The organism is Nostoc sp. ChiSLP03a (assembly GCF_034531215.2).
GTDB lineage: Bacteria > Cyanobacteriota > Cyanobacteriia > Cyanobacteriales > Nostocaceae > Nostoc.
The window spans coordinates 1-18,521 of record NZ_JAVRBQ020000067.1 but is presented as its reverse complement, the minus strand read 5'-3'; the positions used below and the strand labels follow the sequence as shown (position 1 = coordinate 18,521).

The window sequence follows — 18,521 nt, the reverse complement described above, 5'->3', positions numbered from 1 at the left end:
GGAATTGCGCCAACGGATTAAACATGAGTTAGCTCAAATGTCTTCCGAGTTAATCTCCTGTTTGACCTGTTATGATTTTATCCTTGAAGCTCTGTTCCATGAAGCTTTATTCTATGCATCTTCATAGAGAATTGGTATAAGCTTTTTGATGACATTCGCTCCAAATGTAAACTAGTAGCGAGTTTCCCTAAGATGGGAAAAAGTTATGGAAGGCTTATACCAAATCTGCGCGGTTTTGTTGTGGATGATTACATTATATTTTACTATCCAATGGAAGATGAATTAGTATTACTCGTGTTGCCAGTGGTTATCGAGATTTAGAATCTTTGTTTGTAGATTAATAATTAAACCGTAACTATGTTTTTGGTTTAGTACTTATCGCTCTATTCAGGCGTATAAAACTAACTTAATACAATACAAATACGAGACAGGTATATAAAAGCCAAGCATATATAATATTTTAAAATACTTTAATTATGGAATTAGCATGAAAATTCACATATTAAGTGATTTGCATCTTGAATTTAAACCCTTTAATACTCCTGATATAAATGCGGATATTGTTGTTTTAGCTGGAGATATTGATTTAAGAGAAAGAGGAATTAAATGGGCAATTCAAAACATTCCCAATAAACCAGTGATATATGTATTAGGTAATCATGAATACTATGGGAGTGCTTATCCAAGGCTTGTTGAGAAGTTGAAAGATTATTCATTAGGAACTAATATTCATGTTCTAGAGAATGATTTAGTTACCATTGAGGGTGTAAATTTTTTAGGTTGTACCTTATGGACTGATTTTAAACTGTTTGGTGAGCCACGTATGGCAGGTGTAGAAGCTAGTCAAGTCATGAACGATTACAAGAAAATTAGATTAAGTCCTCAATACTCAAAGTTAAGAACTATTGACACAGCCCTAATTTGGAAAAAATCAGTTAATTGGTTAAAAAATACATTATCTGGCTTGTCTGGTAAAAATGTAATTATCAGTCATCATGCTCCTAGTATAAAGTCTATACCTTTTCAATATAAAGAAGATATTTTAAGTGCTGCTTATGCTTCAAATCTTGATACTTTAGTTGAGGAGTCTGGAGCATTATTATGGATTCATGGCCACATTCACAATCAATTAGATTATCAAATAGGTTTGACTCGCGTTATTTGTAATCCGCGTGGTTATCCAGATGAACCAAATAATTACTTTAATCCAGGATTATCAGTGGATATTTAATAAATAGTTCGGGAGGCAGAAAAAACCCGCTTTTTACCTCAATACAGTTCAGTTAAAATGATGAAATTACTGAACCATTAGCTGGATAACAAAGGCTATATTCAGCATTCAAGGATATGGGTGCTATATAGTTATTGATTATGAATCAGCCTACAACAAAATCTTGGCAAGAAGTCCGCGCTGCTTTTCAACAAATCTGGGGTTATAAAGATTTCCGTCCACCACAAGGAGAAATTGTTAGCAGTTTATTAGCACAAAAAGATGCGCTGATTATTATGCCCACAGGTGGCGGGAAGTCGATTTGTTTTCAACTTCCTGCACTGCTACAAACAGGATTAACTTTGGTAGTTTCGCCCTTGGTGGCGTTGATGGAAAACCAAGTTCAGGAACTACGAGAAAGCCACCAAAAAGCAGCACTTTTGCATAGTGAATTATCTTCATCTCAACGCCGTGTAACTCTGCAAGCTTTAGAACGTCAACAGCTAAGATTACTGTACTTGTCACCCGAAACTTTGCTCAGTGCGCCAGTTTGGGAAAAATTATCTCACCCGCAATTGCAAATTAATGGCTTAATTTTAGATGAAGCTCATTGTTTAGTGCAGTGGGGTGATACTTTTCGCCCAGCTTATCGCAGATTAGGGGCGGTGCGTCCAGCATTGCTCAAATCAAAACCACCAGGAACAAAAATTAGCATCGCCGCTTTTACTGCTACTGCTGACCCCTGTGCTCAAAAAACTATTCAAACAGTTTTACAATTACAGCAACCAGAGATTTTCCGCTTGAATCCCTACCGTCCGAATTTGCATCCCAGCGTTCGCATCGCTTGGACACCACGAGGTAGAAAACAACAATTATTAAAGTTTATTCAAAATAGACCGCAACAATCGGGATTAGTTTATGTTCGCACTCGCAGAGATAGCGAAGATTTAGCTGAGTGGTTAGCAGAGATGGGTTTTGCTACAGCTAGTTATCATGCGGGATTGGGTGCAACCGAACGCCGTGAAGTAGAAGCAAGCTGGTTAAGTGATAAAATACCATTTGTGGTTTGTACCTGTGCGTTTGGCATGGGAATTAATAAATCAGATGTTCGCTGGGTAGCCCACTTTCACGCGCCACATTTGTTATCTGAATATGTGCAAGAAATTGGTCGCGCTGGAAGGGATGGGAAACCGGCAGAGGCGTTAACGTTGGTAAGTGAACCTACGGGGTGGTTAGATCCAGAGGATAAGCAAAGACAGGAGTTTTTTCAACAACAAATGCGATCGCAACAACAAATAGCGCAGCAATTTGTGAAAAAATTACCAAAACAGGGAGAAGTGAATGCAGTAACTCGACAATTTCCCGAAGGTGCAACGGCGCTAGCTTTACTCCATAGCAATGGACAGTTAAACTGGCTCGATCCTTTCCATTACACCATTGGGCAAAAAGCAGGAAATCAGCCACCGACGCAATTACACGCCGCTAAACAAATGCAGCAATATCTAACAACTAAGCAGTGTCGTTGGCAGTTTTTGTTAAATGCCTTTGGTTTTGATAAAGAAGCTGCTAACCTGCGTTGCGGACATTGCGACAATTGCCGCTAAACTGCCCTTGCTTGCGATCGCAGAAGAGTTTCTCGCCAAATACTTAGGTGGTAAATTTGAACCTTTGGCAGATATTCCCGGTCATTCAGGAATAGTTAAATAAAGTCTCAAAATGGTGGTTAGTGTAATTCACCGACCACCCTATGGACAAATTTGAGAAAAAGTAAGGTTTTTTGTAGCAGATTTTGTATAAACTATTACGAGTACTTGTTCTGCGGTTAGCTGTAATTCTGGGAAAATAGTAGAAGCGCTCGCAGTCATTGAATTATTCAATTCTAAATCGAAAATTAGTTAGTAGGAAAATATTAAAACAGCACCTACAATTCAGTAAACTTCATCATGAGTGCCAATATCAATTAGCAAAATTTCCTCTTCCCCAGATTCTATATTTTGCACGAAGTTAAAGACAATGCGACAATCATAGTCCACTGAACACGCCCAAGCTCCAGACAGTTTGCCTTTAAGTTTATGAGTCTGCAACAATGGATCAAATGGATCGGCGGTTAGTAGTGCTAACCGCTCTCCAATCCGCTCTTGTAATTCTGGCTGTCGTCGTACCAATCGCTTAAATGCTCGTTTAAACGATGATGCCAAAACTACAGTTATCACTTGCGTAACTCATCCATTATTTGAGTAACTGTACCACGGAACACTTTACCCGACTGGTATTCTGCTTGTGCTTGAGCGATATTAGCAGCAATTTCAGAACGCCGCCGTTCTGCCAACCGATGACTTATCAGATCGATTAATGTTTCTTGTTCATCTACTGATAAGTCTTCGATGCTTTCTAAAACTCGATCTAACCTGGAAACTGAAGTCATTATTTATTCTTACCTTGTTTGCAGTACATAACTATTACGTATGCCTAAAATTGCTGCAAAAACCGCAAATCACTAGCATACAACCGACGAATATCATCGATTTGATGTAACACCATTGCAAAGCGTTCTACACCAAAACCGGCAGCGAACCCTGTATAAACTTCTGGGTCATAACCCACAGACTTAAGTACATTTGGATCGACCATACCGCAGCCCATCACCTCTAGCCAGCGTCCATTCCACTGCAAATCTACTTCAGCCGAAGGTTCGGTAAACGGGAAATAACTGGCGCGGAAACGAATTGGTAAATCGCCAAATATTGCTTGCAAAAATACCTTAATTGTGCCTTTGAGGTCTGTAAAAGTTAGTCCCTCGTCAATAGCTAAAAGTTCGATTTGATGGAAAACTGCTGAGTGAGTGGCGTCTACATTATCTCGCCGATAAACTCGCCCTGGAGCCACGACCCGAATCGGTGGTTCTTCTCTTTCCATGTAACGAATTTGCACTGATGAGGTATGAGTCCGTAAAAGATTCCCATCTGGCAGATAGAAGGTATCCTGCATATCACGGGCGGGATGGTCAGGCGGGGTATTGAGAGCCTCGAAATTATAATAATCTGTTTCCATCTCTGGCCCTTGAGCCACGGTATAGCCCATACCGACAAAGATATCCAGCGCCCGATCGATAATTCCATTGAGAGGATGAATCCGACCTTGGGGGCTGTAAATTCCCGGCATAGTTACATCCAGAGTTTCCGCCTCTAGCAAAGCTTGAATTTGCGCGGCTTCTAAGGCAGCACGTTGCTGGTCTAGACTAGTTTGCAGAGATTCTTTGACTGTATTGGCGATCGCTCCAATTTTTGGTCGTTCCTCTGCACTCATCTGCCCCATACTTCGCAACAGCGCCCCCAGTTCCCCTTTTTTACCCAGATAGTTAACCCTGAGTTCCTCCAGACGTTCTAAGGTGTCGGCGGCTGCGATCGCTTTTTCTCCTTCTTGCCGCAGTGCTAAAAGTTGAGCTTCTAAATTGCTAGTCATTAGTTATTAGTCATTGGTCATTAGTCATTAGTCTATAGTCAAAAGCTGTGAACTGGTCGATAAATAAACTTACAGTCATAGCATTAACATCAGCTAAAGGTGAGGGTTGAAACCAAACCTCTGTTTATCAGTTATAGACGATTGGGCTAGTACAGCAATCGTGTAAATCCAGCTAACATCTTACTTAACCAGACTTAGAGATTGAGCAACTTGTCTTAAAAGTAGGCAAAATTTTGCCACACACTCTAGTGAGTATAAATATTTTTTTGCTGATTGTGACCTCAGACATTGACAAATGGCTAATAACAAATAACTAATAACTAATGATCGATGACTAATGACCAATGACCAATGACCAATGACTAATGACCATGAAATTACTAATTAGCAACGACGACGGCGTTTCTGCCTTGGGGATTCGTACCCTAGCCAACTATTTGGCAGAGGCTGGTCATGATGTGAGTGTAGTTTGCCCAGATCGAGAGCGATCGGCAACTGGACACGGGTTAACTTTACACCAACCGATTCGCGCCGAAATTGTTGAAGAGATTTTTCATCCTGCTGTCAAAGCTTGGGCTTGTGATGGTACGCCTTCAGATTGCGTCAAATTGGCGCTGTGGGCTTTGCTGGAAACTCCGCCGGATTTGGTTCTCTCTGGTATTAATCAAGGTGCGAATTTGGGAACGGAAATTCTGTATTCTGGCACTGTTTCTGCGGCAATGGAAGGTCTAATTGAAGGCATTCCCAGCGTAGCGCTGAGTCTGATGAGTCACACATCTAAAGACTTTCAAGCTGCTGCTAAGTTTGCCACAGTTCTCGTAGACCAGTTAGCCCAAAAACCGCTGCCAGATTTAATGTTGCTCAACGTCAATATTCCTGCGGTCAAATGGGAAGAAATTGCCGGAGTTGCTCTCACCCGTCAAGGTCTACGGCATTACATTGATGTGTTTAATAAACGAGTCGATCCTCGTGGAAAAACCTACTACTGGTTAACTGGAGAGGTAATTGAGGATGTAGAACCCCCAAGCGGATTAAATCTGCCTCAAAATGTACCTACAGATGTGGAAGTTGTACGTAAAAATTACATCAGTATTACTCCGTTGCAATACAATCTTACTTACGCAACTGGATTAGATAAATTATCAGATTGGGAATTCAATTTTCCTGGAATCATTTGATCGATCGGGACAAAAATGGGGTTATTCAAATGCATCACGGAAAAATGTAGGCTATAACGTAGGGGCAATCTTGAAATAACCGATACACATTCAACCCAAAACCTAGAAAATTTTAACTGACTACTTCATTCACATTTACACAATCAGCCAGAAACAGGATATGCTGTTTTACCAAGAAATCTTCCCTCTAGCAAAATCAGTGACACAGCATAAACTTAGACAAAATAAGTAACAATTCTTTCATTTATCGCCCGCTCAGTCCAGTAAGCAACACCCATGTCGAGGATAGAGAATCAATTTACCGTACAATTTTGGGGCGTTCGCGGCAGCATCCCCAGCCCAGGGCCACACACTGTTCGTTACGGCGGTAATACCCCTTGCATATCAATGCAAACGGGCGATAAACGCTTAGTTTTCGATGCTGGCACGGGACTACATGTTTTGGGGCAATCTCTGTTGCGCCAAATGCCGTTAGAAGCTCACATATTTTTTACCCACTCTCACTGGGATCATATGCAAGGTTTTCCCTTCTTTACGCCAGGGTTTGTAAAGGGGAATGACTTTCATATTTACGGCGCGATCGCACCTGATGGTTCTACCATAGAACAGCGCCTCAACGATCAAATGTTGCACCCGAACTTTCCCGTACCCTTGCAGATTATGCAAGCCAATTTAAATTTCTACGACATTCGACCGGGGCAACCAATCCACATTGATGACCTTACCGTAGAAACGGCACCTTTAAATCATCCAGGTGAAGCTGTAGGATACCGCGTCAACTGGCGTGGTGGTGCAGCTACTTACATCACTGATACCGAACATTTTCCCGATCGACTCGATGACAATGTGTTGTGGTTAGCTCGTAATGCTGACATTCTGGTTTACGATTCTACCTACACAGACGAGGAATACCACTCGCCAAAATCCCCGAAAATTGGCTGGGGGCATTCTACTTGGCAAGAAGCTGTAAAAGTGGCACAAGCCGCTAACGTCAAAACTCTGGTGATTTACCACCACGACCCGGCACACGATGACGACTTTTTGGATAATGTAGGCAAAGAAGCCGCTGAAAAATTTCCTGGTGCGATTATGGCACGGGAAGGATTGGTACTTCAGGTTCCGACCTCAGTTGTCTTATCAGAATCTTTTCCTGTTAGCAAGTTTTCTACCTAAAGATTGCGATCGGAGGAATTGGAGATTTTAGATTAGATTGGTGATCAGAGGCTTTCAGCGCCAGAGCGTCCCTGTTGGCTGTACGGTGAGACAGCGCTGCCCAGAATTGTCACGCCGACCACAAGATTAGGGCGACAACAGGAAGACACACTGGTCATTGGTCGTTGGTCATTGGTTATTGGTCATTGATCATTGGTCATTGGTCGTTGGTTATTTACAAATGACAAAAGACAAAGGACAAATGACAAATGACAAATTGGTACTACAAAAGCTGTCCTCCTGAAGGCGGTTTACCATAGGGTAGCTTCCTGCTGAGAGCTAAAATAAACCTAAAATCTCAGAATCCAAGTGCTAAATTTGTCTAAAAATGGGTGTTCTGTGCGGGTTGCTTTTTCTAGCGTTGGGCTACTAACGCCGACTGCTGTTGCCCTTGGCAAGTTTGATGGCGTTCATCTTGGTCATCAAAGGGTAATTCAACCAGTCTTGCACACTGGTGGTCACTTGTCAGGAGCTAGTAGTCCGCACTCAAAGGGAAATCAACTGACAAATCAAGAATATACCTATTCAACTGTTGTCACCTTTGACCCCCATCCACAGGAGTTCTTTACAGGGCAACCCCGGACATTGTTAACGCCACTGGATGAAAAAGTCCAACAATTGCGAGCGCTTGGGGTAGAACAACTGGTATTACTACCCTTTGACAAAGAATTGTCTGCGTTGACCCCCGAAGAATTTGTCGAAAAAATTCTCGTGCAACAACTGCGATGCCAACGAATTAGCATCGGGCAGGATTTTTGTTTTGGCGAAAAGCGCAGTGGTACTGCTCAAGATTTGCAATTACTCGCCGCCAAGCACAATATTCCCGTTACCATCGTTCCCTTACAAACTTATACAGGTGATTCGTCCACCCAAACCAGTTGCGTCAGTACTACTCCGACTCAAGATGCCCGTATTAGCACTTCATTGATCCGCCAAAACCTTGAGCAGGGAGACATCAAAAACGCAAATCTGTTATTAGGACGCCCTTACACCCTCCTTGGTGATGTCGTTCAAGGTCAACAATTGGGCAGAACAATTGGCTTTCCCACCGCTAACCTCCAACTACCAAAAGAAAAGTTTTTGCCCCGTCAAGGAGTCTACGCTGTCCGTGTTTTCACTCTTGGTGAAACATCTGATACTGTTCCTAGTGAAAACTTGGGCGTCATGAATATCGGTAATCGTCCAACTGTAAACGGTACTTATTCATCTGCGGAAGTACATTTATTCGATTGGTCTGGTGATTTGTATGGCAAAAAACTGGTTGTGCAACTAGTTAAATTTTTGCGCCCCGAACAAAAATTTCCTTCTCTCGAAGCCCTGAAAACACAAATTCAACTTGACTGCGTTGTTGCTAGAGAAGTTTTGAGTGCTGGAGCGGAAAGTTAAAAGTTAGGAGTTAAGAGTTAGGAGTTTGGAGTCATTCAATTTTGGATTTTAGATTTTAGATTTTTACTTCAATCCCAAATCCAAAATTCAAAATCTAAAATTGGCAGAGTTACGAGTTCTAAGTGGGAACAATGTATTTAGGAAAATTGAGCATTGGGCATTAGGGAAGAATTCTTATAACTCCTAACTCCTAACTCCCAACTCCCCATTACACACTCCTCACTCCCCACAACGCATGAGAAAAAAAATCGACGCTTTAACAAAAAATCTGGCTCTTACCATCGTTGGCAAAGCTGAGGCAATACGCTTAGTGCTAGTAGCATTGCTAGGTGGTGGCCATGCTCTCTTAGAAGATGTTCCTGGTGTTGGTAAAACCCTACTCGCTAAATCCTTAGCTCGCTCGCTGGATGGCAAGTTTCAACGGCTACAATGCACTCCCGATTTACTGCCAACTGATATTACCGGCACCAATATCTGGAACCCAAAAAGCGGCGAATTTACTTTTTTGCCTGGGCCAGTCTTTACTAATGTGCTATTGGCTGATGAAATTAACCGCGCCACACCCCGCACTCAGTCAGCTTTATTGGAAGTGATGGAGGAACATCAAGTAACAGTTGATGGTGTCTCTCGTGCAGTTCCTCAGCCCTTCTTTGTAATTGCTACTCAAAACCCTATCGAGTATCAAGGTACTTTTCCTCTGCCAGAAGCGCAAATGGATCGGTTTATGTTGTCGCTGAGTTTGGGCTATCCTTCTGAGGCAGAAGAACTCCTGATGCTACAAAATCTCCAAAATGGTGTCAAAGTTGCTAATTTGCAGCCTTGTATTACCTTGGCAGAAGTGCAGGAATTGCGTTATCTCTGCTCTCAAGTAAAAGTAGCAACTTCCTTGCAACAATACATTCTCGAATTGGTACGGGCAACACGTCAAGACGAGGAAATCGCCCTTGGTGTCAGTCCCCGTGGCACATTAGCATTACAACGGGCTGCTCAAGCCTTAGCTTTTCTATTAGGGCGTGATTATGCCATTCCCGATGATGTGAAATTTCTTGTCCCTTATGTTCTGTGCCATCGACTTATTCCTAGAGGAGGGCGCAATTCAAGAACTGTTGTTGAGCGATTATTGCGATCGGTTTCTATTCCTTAATAAGCTGTTCTACATTTAACTTGCATATATTGGGCGCGAGACGCCTACCTTACAATAAATGTACAATTTAAGATTATGCAAACTAGATGTAGTTTAGCTTCCAAGGGTTAATCTAAATTTTAGATTTTTGATACTGCTTCAATTGGTGCGTGTTGATATTACCTATTTTAGTACTGCGAATGCTGTAGGAGCTACTCATTATGCAATGTATATACACTATGTACTTACATTTTAGCGGTTTTTGGAGAGGATTTATGAGACTTTGGGAAATGCGTAGGCGTAGCCCGTCGTAGCGAAAAGTGTATCGCGTCGTTTCCGCCGATCTGAACTTTTCAAGACAGACATCGCTTTTGACAACCATCAAAAAAATGATTACCTAAGCTCATGTCTTTTTTCTGCTAAATATGATGCTTTAATTAATACTAAATTTATTTGAATTGTCTGCTCTATTCATACCTATTTTTGACTCTCAAGCTATATATTGCAAGAAAAATATATTTTTAATGATTGAAGTATAAACAATATATTTTTGTAAAAAAAATACATCTTAATAACAAAAATTATCGATTTATCTTAAGTAATAAAGTACGAAAAAGTGTATTTATAATAGGCAATTATTACAAATAATTACCGATTCAATATCTTCAATTATAAGTTGTAAGCAGATATGGTACTAAATAGATATACTAGCTAAAAACAATCAAATTCACAAAATATTCTACCAAAAATTCATAACTTACTGGCAGTTGTTGAACAGGAAAAAAGCTATAAGTTAACACGTTTTCTTGTTTAATAAGGAAATATCAAAATCAGCCTGTCAAAATGCAGTTACTATCAACAATTAAGCTTGTGCTGAAATACTGCGGACAGTTTGATAAATGTTCAGTAATTAATGACCGTGTAACAATTTCAGAATCGTATAAGTACTAAAAGTAAAGGAGCTACTATGCTGGACAAACGTGACTATACACTCATAATCGACCAAAGTGGCAGTATGTGGACAAAGGATGAGGATAAAATTAAAATCCAAAATGAACAAAAGCTTCAAAGTCGATGGGAATTAATAAAAGAGTCTACCATTGCTTTCGCTAGTAAATGCGAACAATTAGATCCAGACGGTATTACTGTTTATACATTTAATAACACTTTTAAACGTTTTGAAAACGTTACTGCTGATAAGGTTATTGAAATATTTGAAGATGAAGAACCCTTTGGAAATACAAATCTGGCAGCAGTTTTACAAAATGCATTAGATAATTATTTTCAGCGAAAGGCAAACGGAAAAACTCAGCCTAATGGAGAAATTATATTAGTTGTTACTGATGGAGAAGCCGATGATCGAAACGCAGTTGTTAAAACCATAGTTGAAGCTACTCATAAAATAGATGGAGATAGAAAAGAATTGGGTATCTCTTTTATTCAAATTGGAAATGATAAAAAGGCAACTGAGTTTCTTAAAATTTTAGATGATGACCTTAAAGAATCTTTAGGAGCAAAAATTGATATTGTAGACACACTCACTTTTGAAGAAATCAACCAGAAATGTTTAAAAATGAAAGATGTTTTACTACGAGCTATCACGGACTAGACTACAAAGTTAACTATAAGGATTGCAATTATGCCAGAAGAAAATAAAGACAGTATGCTGAATGAATTTTTGCCTAAAGTAAATGGGAAAAGTTCTGTACCTCAAAGGTTGGATGATCCAAATACAAATGGTTTGGATACACAGATTGATGAGCCTCAACCGATTAATGAATCTGGTAATGCAATAAGTAAACGTATTGCAGATATTATTCAGAAGCGTCAAGACTTTGCAAATCAAGTTAAACCAGTCTATAAACATTTGTCTGAGCTTCGTGAAAAAATTGTTAGTTTAAAACAGCGTCGTAATGAACTTGTACAGAAAATTGGTTCTACTGACGTAGATAAAAAACTCACAGAAATTAATTTTGATATTTTGGAGGAGAGAATAGACCAAGATATTAAAGAACTAGACAAACTGATTCAAAGATTTTCCCGTATAACCCTGAACATTGGTGTCGTGGGAACAATGGGTCAAGGTAAGAGTGAATTGCTTAAAAGCTTAAGTGGTCTGACCAACGATGAACTTCCTGCATGGAAGGGAAAAGCTTGCACCGCAGTTCGTAGCAAAGTTTTTCATCACGATGGTGAGACTAAAGCAATAGTTAAATTTCATTCGGAAACTACGTTTATTAAGGAAGTAATCGGAGAGTACTATCGTGAATTAAATTTAGGTAATATCCCTACTTTGGATGATTTTGGAAGTAAACCTTTACCTTCTTTGCCTACAGCTAAGAGTGCAACACATCAAGAGATGTACAATCGTCTCCAAAATGACTACCATTTAACATTTAGACACTATCACAATTCGCTTAAAACAGGTTCACCTCGCGAGAAAATAATTACAAAGAAAGAGGATATTTCAAAATATGTAGCTCAAAAGCGGGATGAAAAAAAGAACCTTATTAATGTTGAGCATTTAGCAGTTCAAGAAGTTGAAATTCGTTGTCGATTTCCAAAAATTGAGGTAAACAGATTAGGACTTGTCGATGTGCCTGGATTAGGTGATACAAGAGTAGCTGATGAAAAACTTATATTAAAGACTTTAGAACAGGAAGTTGATATAGTTTTATTCGTTCGCAAACCTGATGTTGATCGTTACCAATGGGACAAACATGATTTCAATCTTTATGATATAGCGAATGAAGCTTTAGATAACTTGGCTAGCCGAGCTTTTATGGTTCTTAATTATCGGAAGTATGGTAATGAAGATAACCTTAGTGCTTGCGAAGATTTAAAGAACGATACTCAGAGTATTATAATTGCAGAGCAACCGATTATAGCTGATTGTTCGGATCGGAATGAAACAAATAAGGTTCTTACTAAAATTCTTGAATATTTAGATAAAAATATTCTTGAAATAGAAGAACAATATGCTCGTTCTCGTCAGAATAACGTATTGCAAACTTATAGCTATATAAACATCGAGCTAGAGAAAGGGCAAAAAGCTTTAAATTCCTACGTTGGCAAATCTCAACAATTTGAGAGCAATTTTGAAAAGACTATAAATGCTCTTTCGACAGGACTCATTGATCTACTGGAAAATCTTTGGGAAAACCATGAGGAAATTGACGTTGAATTTCAGAAGGTTATTGATGATTCAATACAGAAATGTAACAGCGATCCAGGCATTCCTGATGCAGAACAAATTACAGAACTTATGCGTCACCCGAGATATAAAAATCTGAATGTTGTTCATCGTGTTCTTGCTGCTGAATTGAGATCGCACCTGTCACAAAACTTTTTGTCACTAGATCAAGGACTAAAAGATGCTTCCGATCAACTCAAAATTTCAATCGCAAACACCCTAATTACTAAGGGAGGTTTAGGTGAATTAGCGAAATCACTTGATGTTAACGGTATTAAGTTTCTAGAAGAAATGAGCAAGATGCTGAATGAACATCAAAATAAGCTTGAAGTTGGTTTCAAGACCCTTTTAGAGTTCAAAATGTCTTACGGGGCGCTAATTCTAGAGTCAATCCGTAGAGAACTTGAGCAAGTTCTTGGAGGTGTTAGAGCTAATTCACAAACTCAATCTTCTAGAGAAGAAGTTATACAGTCTGGAACTGAAGCTATAAAAAATGTTGCTGTAGATGTTGCTGTCTCTGTTACTCAAGCTCAGTTGGGATTATCAGATTCTATTGTTGGTGAGGTTGTAGACGTAGTTAGTAATGTTGTAAACGCTGGGGCAAATGACTTCAAGATTACTGATGCAGCTTCAGTAAAGAGCGATCTCGAACGGCTTCATACAGAAGCGGTTGAAAGATGTCGAGCAACTTTAGAAGAATGGAAAAAAACTCCTAGTCGCGTGCGATATTACATGGCAGAGGAGTTCATTGATCGCGTTCTTTACGACAAAGGTATGGAGAGAGAATGGAGGCTTTTTTTATCTGATCCTGACATAACTTCTAAGGTATGGATTGAATTTAAACAGATAGAAGAACGTAAGCAAATACAAGTAGATTGGATAAGTGCGGTTAAAAATGTTAAAGAATTTAATCAGCGTCAGCGATTAGTTTTTGTTTAAAAAAATATAATTTCTAATTCAGAATATTAAATGAAACAATCAGGTTCGGATAATTGTGTTGGTTCCAGAACAAGCAGAAGCAGAAGAGGTTGACCCTGATGATACACCCGTTGAGGAGATTAAAGCTAGTTTGAGGAGAGCCTTACAGCAAGCAAAAACAGGGCAGCACTTACCACTATCTCAAATGTTGGAGAGAATTGATGCCGAATGAACAGCTATCGGTATTAATCGATTTAACTCCTCAATATAAATAAAACTTGTGTGACCTTTCAAAAAGATTTCGCAATATTCACTCTGATGTTCAACCGATTATAGAGCAATTACAGCAAGGCAATTTTGTCGGTGATGCCTACGGCGGGCTATGCCCTACGCATTGCGGGCATTGGTGAGGAGTATGTTGTTTATAAGGTGATAGTTCGTAACAGTAGTATCCAAAAAGGTAAGAGTGCTGGATACCGATTGATTTATCAAGTTGAGTCACCTGCAAGTATTTTGCTACTAACGATTTATTCCAAATCTGTCCGAGAAGATATTGGTGCAAATGAAATCCGAGATATTGTGGCTGATTTTTATAGTGAGTCAGGTTAAAACTACTAGAATACTTTTCCTTGCATAGTCAGTGGTGTGCCGAATAGATATTTATATTACTGTTGTCAATATAAAAGATGTGTTGCTGACAAAACTATTTACACAAAATTTGAAACACTGTCAATACTGCGTAAGTCTTATGATTAGCACAAGCGCCACTTTTAAATATTTGGGAATGTGAGGAATGTCAATTTTTGTTAAGCGCAAAATCCGCGATGCCTACGGCGGGCTACGCCAACGCCAAGCGCTACAGCCAAGCGCCGAACGTGAGTTCAAACGCCAATTTTTCGGTTTACTTCTGGTAATTATAACGTGGAGTTTAGCTATGGGCTGGCTTCTAGCTTTGGCAACTAACGCCCAAAGTGCGACTCCTCCCGCGGAAATTGGCACTGTTGATGTAGTACCTGCACAATACCAATTGGGGCAAGAACTTTATTTAGAAAACTGCTCCAAATGTCACATTGCCATACCGCCAGCCGTTTTACCTACCCAAACTTGGAAAAATATCCTGCAAGACTCGCAGCACTACGGCGCACAACTCCAGCCTTTAGTCGATCCGCAACGCATCTTGGTGTGGAAATATCTTTCGACTTTCTCCCGCGTGCAGCTAGACGACGAAGAAACACCATATCGCCTCAACAATTCGCGTTATTTCAAAGCTTTGCATCCAGGAGTTGAATTATCACGTCCCGTCCAGATTGGCAGCTGTGTCAGCTGTCATCCCAGTGCTAATGATTACAATTTCCGCCGCCTGACAGCAGAATGGAAGTGAGGAGTGAGGAGTGAGGAGTTGAAAAATTCATAACTTATAACTCATAACTCCTAACTCTTAACTCCTAACTCTATTCCCCCACACCCTCTCTGGCCCCATCTGGGGGCAAAATGATACTATGAAGAAAGAGTAAATATAAGATAAGAGTTCAAACCAATCAGTTTATTAAATGATTGGCTAGTTTTTATCCTGCTTTTGAGGTAATTCTCATTTCACACCCATCCACGACCAAGACGTTTGGGCTGGGTTAAATGTTTATAATCAATGCCGACCCTTTAATTCCCATCCCCTTTGATTCAGTTCTATAACCTGCCATGCTAAAACTTTTGTTGGGCGACCCCAACGCTCGTAAGCTTAAAAAATACCAACCTTCTGTTACTGAAATTAACCTTTTAGAGGAAGAAATTAAGGTTCTTTCCGATGATGAGTTAAAAGGTAAAACCGTCGAATTTAAACAACGGCTCGCTAAAGGCGAAACCCTAGATGACATATTGCCAGAAGCTTACGCCGTTGTTCGGGAAGCAGCACGGCGAGTATTAGGCTTGCGGCATTTTGATGTCCAACTCCTTGGTGGTATTATTTTGCACGTGGGGCAAATTGCCGAGATGAAAACTGGTGAAGGTAAAACACTAGTCGCCACCTTGCCAAGCTACTTAAACGCCCTTACTGGTAAAGGTGTACACGTCATCACCGTAAACGATTACCTAGCTCGTCGGGACGCTGAATGGATGGGACAGGTGCATCGCTTCTTGGGGCTGAGTGTGGGGCTAATTCAGTCAAGCATGACTCCTAATGAACGCCAGAAAAACTACGATTGCGATATCACTTATGTTACCAACAGCGAGGTCGGCTTCGACTATCTGCGGGATAACATGGCGACATCAATGGCAGATGTGGTACAACGCCCGTTTAATTATTGCGTAATTGACGAGGTGGACTCGATTTTAGTTGATGAGGCGCGGACACCACTGATTATTTCTGGGCAGGTGGAAAGGCCTACAGAAAAATATCTGCAAGCTGCTGAAATAGCATTCACACTCAAAAAAGACGAGCATTACGATGTGGATGAAAAAGCTCGCAACGTTCTATTGACAGATGAAGGGTTTGCCGAATCGGAAAATCTTTTGGGAGTTACAGATTTATTTGACCCAGAAGATCCTTGGGCGCACTTCATTTTCAATGCAATTAAAGCCAAGGAACTTTTCCTTAAAGATGTAAATTACATCGTCCGCAATGGTGAAGTAGTAATTGTGGATGAATTTACTGGTCGGGTGCTAGCCGGACGGCGTTGGAGCGATGGATTACACCAGGCGATTGAAGCGAAAGAACGCGTAGAGATTCAGCCAGAAACTCAAACTCTCGCGACAATTACATACCAAAATATGTTCTTGCTGTATCCAAAACTCGGTGGAATGACAGGAACGGCAAAAACCGAAGAACCAGAATTTGAAAAAATTTATAAACTTGAAGTTGCGGTAATTCCTACTAACCGCGATCGCAGACGCGAAGATTTGTCTGATATGGTGTTTAAGACAGAAGCAGGTAAGTGGGGAGCGATCGCCGGAGAATGTGCCGAAATGCACCAACTTGGCAGACCTGTATTAGTAGGAACCACTAGTGTAGAAAAATCCGAACTTCTCAGCCGCCTATTGAAGGATTTGAAGATTCCTCACGAATTACTCAACGCCAGACCGGAAAACGTCGAGCGTGAGGCGGAAATCGTCGCCCAAGCTGGACGAAAAGGTGCTGTTACCATTGCTACTAACATGGCTGGTAGAGGTACAGACATCATTTTGGGTGGCAACTCCGAATACATGGCACGTCTGAAGCTGCGGGAATACTTCATGCCCCGAATCGTCATGCCAGAAGATGAAGACGCCTTTGGCGTGCAAAGAGCAGCCGGATTGCCTACAGGACATGGTGGTGGTCAAGGCTTTGTCCCTGGTAAAAAAGTCAAAACTTGGCGGGCTTCGCCAGAAATTTTCCCGACTCAATTGACAAAAGAAACAGAAAAACTACTCAAAGATGCAGTAGAAATTGCGGTGCGTGAGTACGGGGAACGCAGTTTACCAGAATTGGAAGCTGAAGACAAGGTAGCTGTAGCCGCAGAAAAAGCCCCCATTGATGACCCTGTAATTCAGAAATTGCGGGAAGCTTATAATCGCGTCAAACAGGAATACGAACAATTTACTACCCGCGAACATGAAGAGGTAGTGGGTATCGGCGGTTTGCACGTCATTGGTACAGAACGCCACGAATCGCGCCGGATTGACAATCAGTTGCGCGGACGTGCAGGAAGACAAGGCGACCCTGGAACCACGAGATTCTTCCTCAGTTTAGAGGATAACCTACTGCGGATTTTTGGTGGCGATCGCGTCGCTGGGTTAATGAATGCCTTCCAAGTGGAAGAAGATATGCCCATCGAATCTGGGATGCTTACCCGGAGTTTGGAAGGCGCACAGAAAAAAGTTGAAACCTACTACTACGACATTCGGAAGCAGGTATTTGAGTATGACGAGGTGATGAATAATCAACGTCGTGCTATTTATGCCGAACGCCGGCGAGTGCTAGAAGGTCAAGATTTGAAAGAACAGGTGATTAAATACGCTGAAAAAACGATGGATGACATCGTTGACTTCTACATCAATATAGACTTGCCCTCGGAAGAGTGGGAGTTAGAAAAGTTGGTTGAGAAAGTCAAAGAATTTGTCTATCTGCTAGCTGATTTACAAGCGAGTCAATTAGAAGATATTACAGTCAGCGAGATTAAAGCCTTCCTCCATGAACAGGTACGAATTGCTTACGACCTCAAAGAAGCGCAGATTGACCAAGTTCAACCCGGACTTATGCGCCAAGCGGAACGCTTCTTTATCTTGCAACGCATTGATACCTTGTGGCGCGAACACCTGCAACAAATGGATGCCTTGCGCGAATCGGTGGGATTACGTGGTTATGGGCAAAAAGACCCGCTAATTGAATACAAGAGCGAGGGGTATGAATTGTTCTTGGATATGATGGTTAACATCCGCCGAGACGTTGTTTACTCGTTGTTCATGTTCCAGCCACAGCCCCAACCGGTAGTGCAGGCTTCGTCTGAGATGGTGTAGTAAGGAATATATTACGCAGAGACGCAAAGGAGCAAAGAGTGCTTTTGCGTCTTTGTGTTTTAAAGCATCTCTCAAAAATATTTTGTTTTCAGGAGTTTGCTGAAACGGGTAAGCTGATACTACCAAGTCTTCAGGGTAAGCAAATGGGGCAAGTAATAGTTACCCTTACTATCACAAATCGAATCGATCGAGTTCTGGCAGAACGAGGTTTTACAGCACTTTCGAGGTTTGTGAGGTACATTAAATAATAGTGTATTAAGAACTACAATGAAACCGTACTCAATCGATTTGCGTTCAAAAATAGTAAATGCGTATGAAAGAGGTGATACTTCGGTCAGAAAAGTAGCCGTT

15 protein-coding genes and 1 pseudogene are annotated in these 18,521 nt (G+C 40.9%); 13 read left to right on the top strand and 3 right to left on the bottom strand.

Annotated elements, in window-relative coordinates:
• Positions 1-108: 108 nt before the first annotated feature.
• From RMY32_RS11230 to RMY32_RS11220, 3 genes are all read left to right on the top strand, one after another.
• Positions 109-321 carry a type II toxin-antitoxin system RelE/ParE family toxin gene (locus RMY32_RS11230; RefSeq protein WP_409882745.1) on the top strand — a complete coding sequence of 71 codons (213 nt, stop codon included), beginning with the start codon at positions 109-111 and terminating at the stop codon, positions 319-321.
• A 166-nt stretch (positions 322-487) separates the two neighbouring features.
• Positions 488-1,231, top strand: coding sequence for a metallophosphoesterase (locus RMY32_RS11225; RefSeq protein ID WP_322709938.1), 744 nt, complete (start codon positions 488-490; stop codon positions 1,229-1,231).
• A gap of 140 nt (positions 1,232-1,371) precedes the next feature.
• Positions 1,372-2,814: an ATP-dependent DNA helicase RecQ gene (locus tag RMY32_RS11220; RefSeq protein ID WP_322709937.1), complete on the top strand. Its 1,443-nt coding sequence runs from the start codon at positions 1,372-1,374 to the stop codon at positions 2,812-2,814.
• A 324-nt stretch (positions 2,815-3,138) separates the two neighbouring features.
• Here the strand turns inward: RMY32_RS11220 and RMY32_RS11215 are convergent, their stop codons facing one another.
• From RMY32_RS11215 to pheS, 3 genes are read right to left on the bottom strand one after another with little or no spacing between them, the layout of a single operon-like run.
• Positions 3,139-3,423: a type II toxin-antitoxin system YafQ family toxin gene (locus RMY32_RS11215; RefSeq protein WP_190730806.1), complete on the bottom strand. Its 285-nt coding sequence runs from the start codon at positions 3,421-3,423 to the stop codon at positions 3,139-3,141.
• Positions 3,420-3,635, bottom strand: coding sequence for a hypothetical protein (locus RMY32_RS11210; protein WP_322701107.1), 216 nt, complete (start codon positions 3,633-3,635; stop codon positions 3,420-3,422). Before RMY32_RS11210 ends, RMY32_RS11215 begins: the two co-directional genes overlap by 4 nt.
• Positions 3,636-3,679: 44 nt before the next feature.
• Positions 3,680-4,672, bottom strand: coding sequence for a phenylalanine--tRNA ligase subunit alpha (gene pheS, locus RMY32_RS11205; RefSeq protein ID WP_229490194.1), 993 nt, complete (start codon positions 4,670-4,672; stop codon positions 3,680-3,682).
• Positions 4,673-5,043: 371 nt separating this feature from the next.
• Between pheS and surE the strand changes: the two genes are divergently transcribed.
• The 10 genes and pseudogenes from surE (at position 5,044) to secA (ending at position 18,170) form a co-directional block, all read left to right on the top strand.
• Entirely contained in the window at positions 5,044-5,850 is an 807-nt protein-coding gene (surE, locus tag RMY32_RS11200) for a 5'/3'-nucleotidase SurE (protein ID WP_322709939.1), read from the top strand.
• A 276-nt stretch (positions 5,851-6,126) separates the two neighbouring features.
• On the top strand, positions 6,127-7,023 hold the full coding sequence (locus RMY32_RS11195) for an MBL fold metallo-hydrolase (RefSeq protein WP_322709936.1): 897 nt from the start codon (positions 6,127-6,129) through the stop codon (positions 7,021-7,023).
• A 348-nt stretch (positions 7,024-7,371) separates the two neighbouring features.
• Complete coding sequence (locus tag RMY32_RS11190) at positions 7,372-8,448, top strand: bifunctional riboflavin kinase/FAD synthetase (RefSeq protein ID WP_322709935.1); 1,077 nt, start codon at positions 7,372-7,374, stop codon at positions 8,446-8,448.
• A gap of 235 nt (positions 8,449-8,683) precedes the next feature.
• A complete protein-coding gene (locus RMY32_RS11185; protein WP_322709933.1) occupies positions 8,684-9,592 on the top strand; it encodes a MoxR family ATPase in 909 nt (302 codons plus the stop codon).
• A gap of 946 nt (positions 9,593-10,538) precedes the next feature.
• Positions 10,539-11,180 carry a VWA domain-containing protein gene (locus tag RMY32_RS11180; RefSeq protein ID WP_322709932.1) on the top strand — a complete coding sequence of 214 codons (642 nt, stop codon included), beginning with the start codon at positions 10,539-10,541 and terminating at the stop codon, positions 11,178-11,180.
• 30 nt (positions 11,181-11,210) lie between these two features.
• A complete protein-coding gene (locus tag RMY32_RS11175; protein WP_322709931.1) occupies positions 11,211-13,703 on the top strand; it encodes a dynamin family protein in 2,493 nt (830 codons plus the stop codon).
• Positions 13,704-13,758: 55 nt separating this feature from the next.
• Positions 13,759-13,914, top strand: a complete 156-nt coding sequence (locus tag RMY32_RS11170; protein ID WP_322709930.1) for a hypothetical protein — start codon at positions 13,759-13,761, stop codon at positions 13,912-13,914.
• A gap of 46 nt (positions 13,915-13,960) precedes the next feature.
• A pseudogene (locus tag RMY32_RS11165) lies at positions 13,961-14,291 on the top strand (type II toxin-antitoxin system RelE/ParE family toxin).
• A gap of 184 nt (positions 14,292-14,475) precedes the next feature.
• Positions 14,476-15,063, top strand: a complete 588-nt coding sequence (locus RMY32_RS11160; RefSeq protein ID WP_322701108.1) for a cytochrome C — start codon at positions 14,476-14,478, stop codon at positions 15,061-15,063.
• 314 nt (positions 15,064-15,377) lie between these two features.
• A complete protein-coding gene (secA, locus tag RMY32_RS11155) occupies positions 15,378-18,170 on the top strand; it encodes a preprotein translocase subunit SecA (RefSeq protein ID WP_322709927.1) in 2,793 nt (930 codons plus the stop codon).
• The last annotated feature ends 351 nt before the right edge of the window (positions 18,171-18,521 follow it).

Coding starts and splice junctions, on each gene's coding strand:
- RMY32_RS11195 (WP_322709936.1), top strand. CDS start 6,127: ATGTCGAGGATAGAGAATCAATTTACCGTACAATTTTGGGGCGTTCGC.
- surE (WP_322709939.1), top strand. CDS start 5,044: ATGAAATTACTAATTAGCAACGACGACGGCGTTTCTGCCTTGGGGATT.
- RMY32_RS11220 (WP_322709937.1), top strand. CDS start 1,372: ATGAATCAGCCTACAACAAAATCTTGGCAAGAAGTCCGCGCTGCTTTT.
- RMY32_RS11225 (WP_322709938.1), top strand. CDS start 488: ATGAAAATTCACATATTAAGTGATTTGCATCTTGAATTTAAACCCTTT.
- RMY32_RS11160 (WP_322701108.1), top strand. CDS start 14,476: ATGTCAATTTTTGTTAAGCGCAAAATCCGCGATGCCTACGGCGGGCTA.
- pheS (WP_229490194.1), bottom strand. CDS start 4,672: ATGACTAGCAATTTAGAAGCTCAACTTTTAGCACTGCGGCAAGAAGGA.
- RMY32_RS11185 (WP_322709933.1), top strand. CDS start 8,684: ATGAGAAAAAAAATCGACGCTTTAACAAAAAATCTGGCTCTTACCATC.
- RMY32_RS11180 (WP_322709932.1), top strand. CDS start 10,539: ATGCTGGACAAACGTGACTATACACTCATAATCGACCAAAGTGGCAGT.
- secA (WP_322709927.1), top strand. CDS start 15,378: ATGCTAAAACTTTTGTTGGGCGACCCCAACGCTCGTAAGCTTAAAAAA.
- RMY32_RS11175 (WP_322709931.1), top strand. CDS start 11,211: ATGCCAGAAGAAAATAAAGACAGTATGCTGAATGAATTTTTGCCTAAA.
- RMY32_RS11210 (WP_322701107.1), bottom strand. CDS start 3,635: ATGACTTCAGTTTCCAGGTTAGATCGAGTTTTAGAAAGCATCGAAGAC.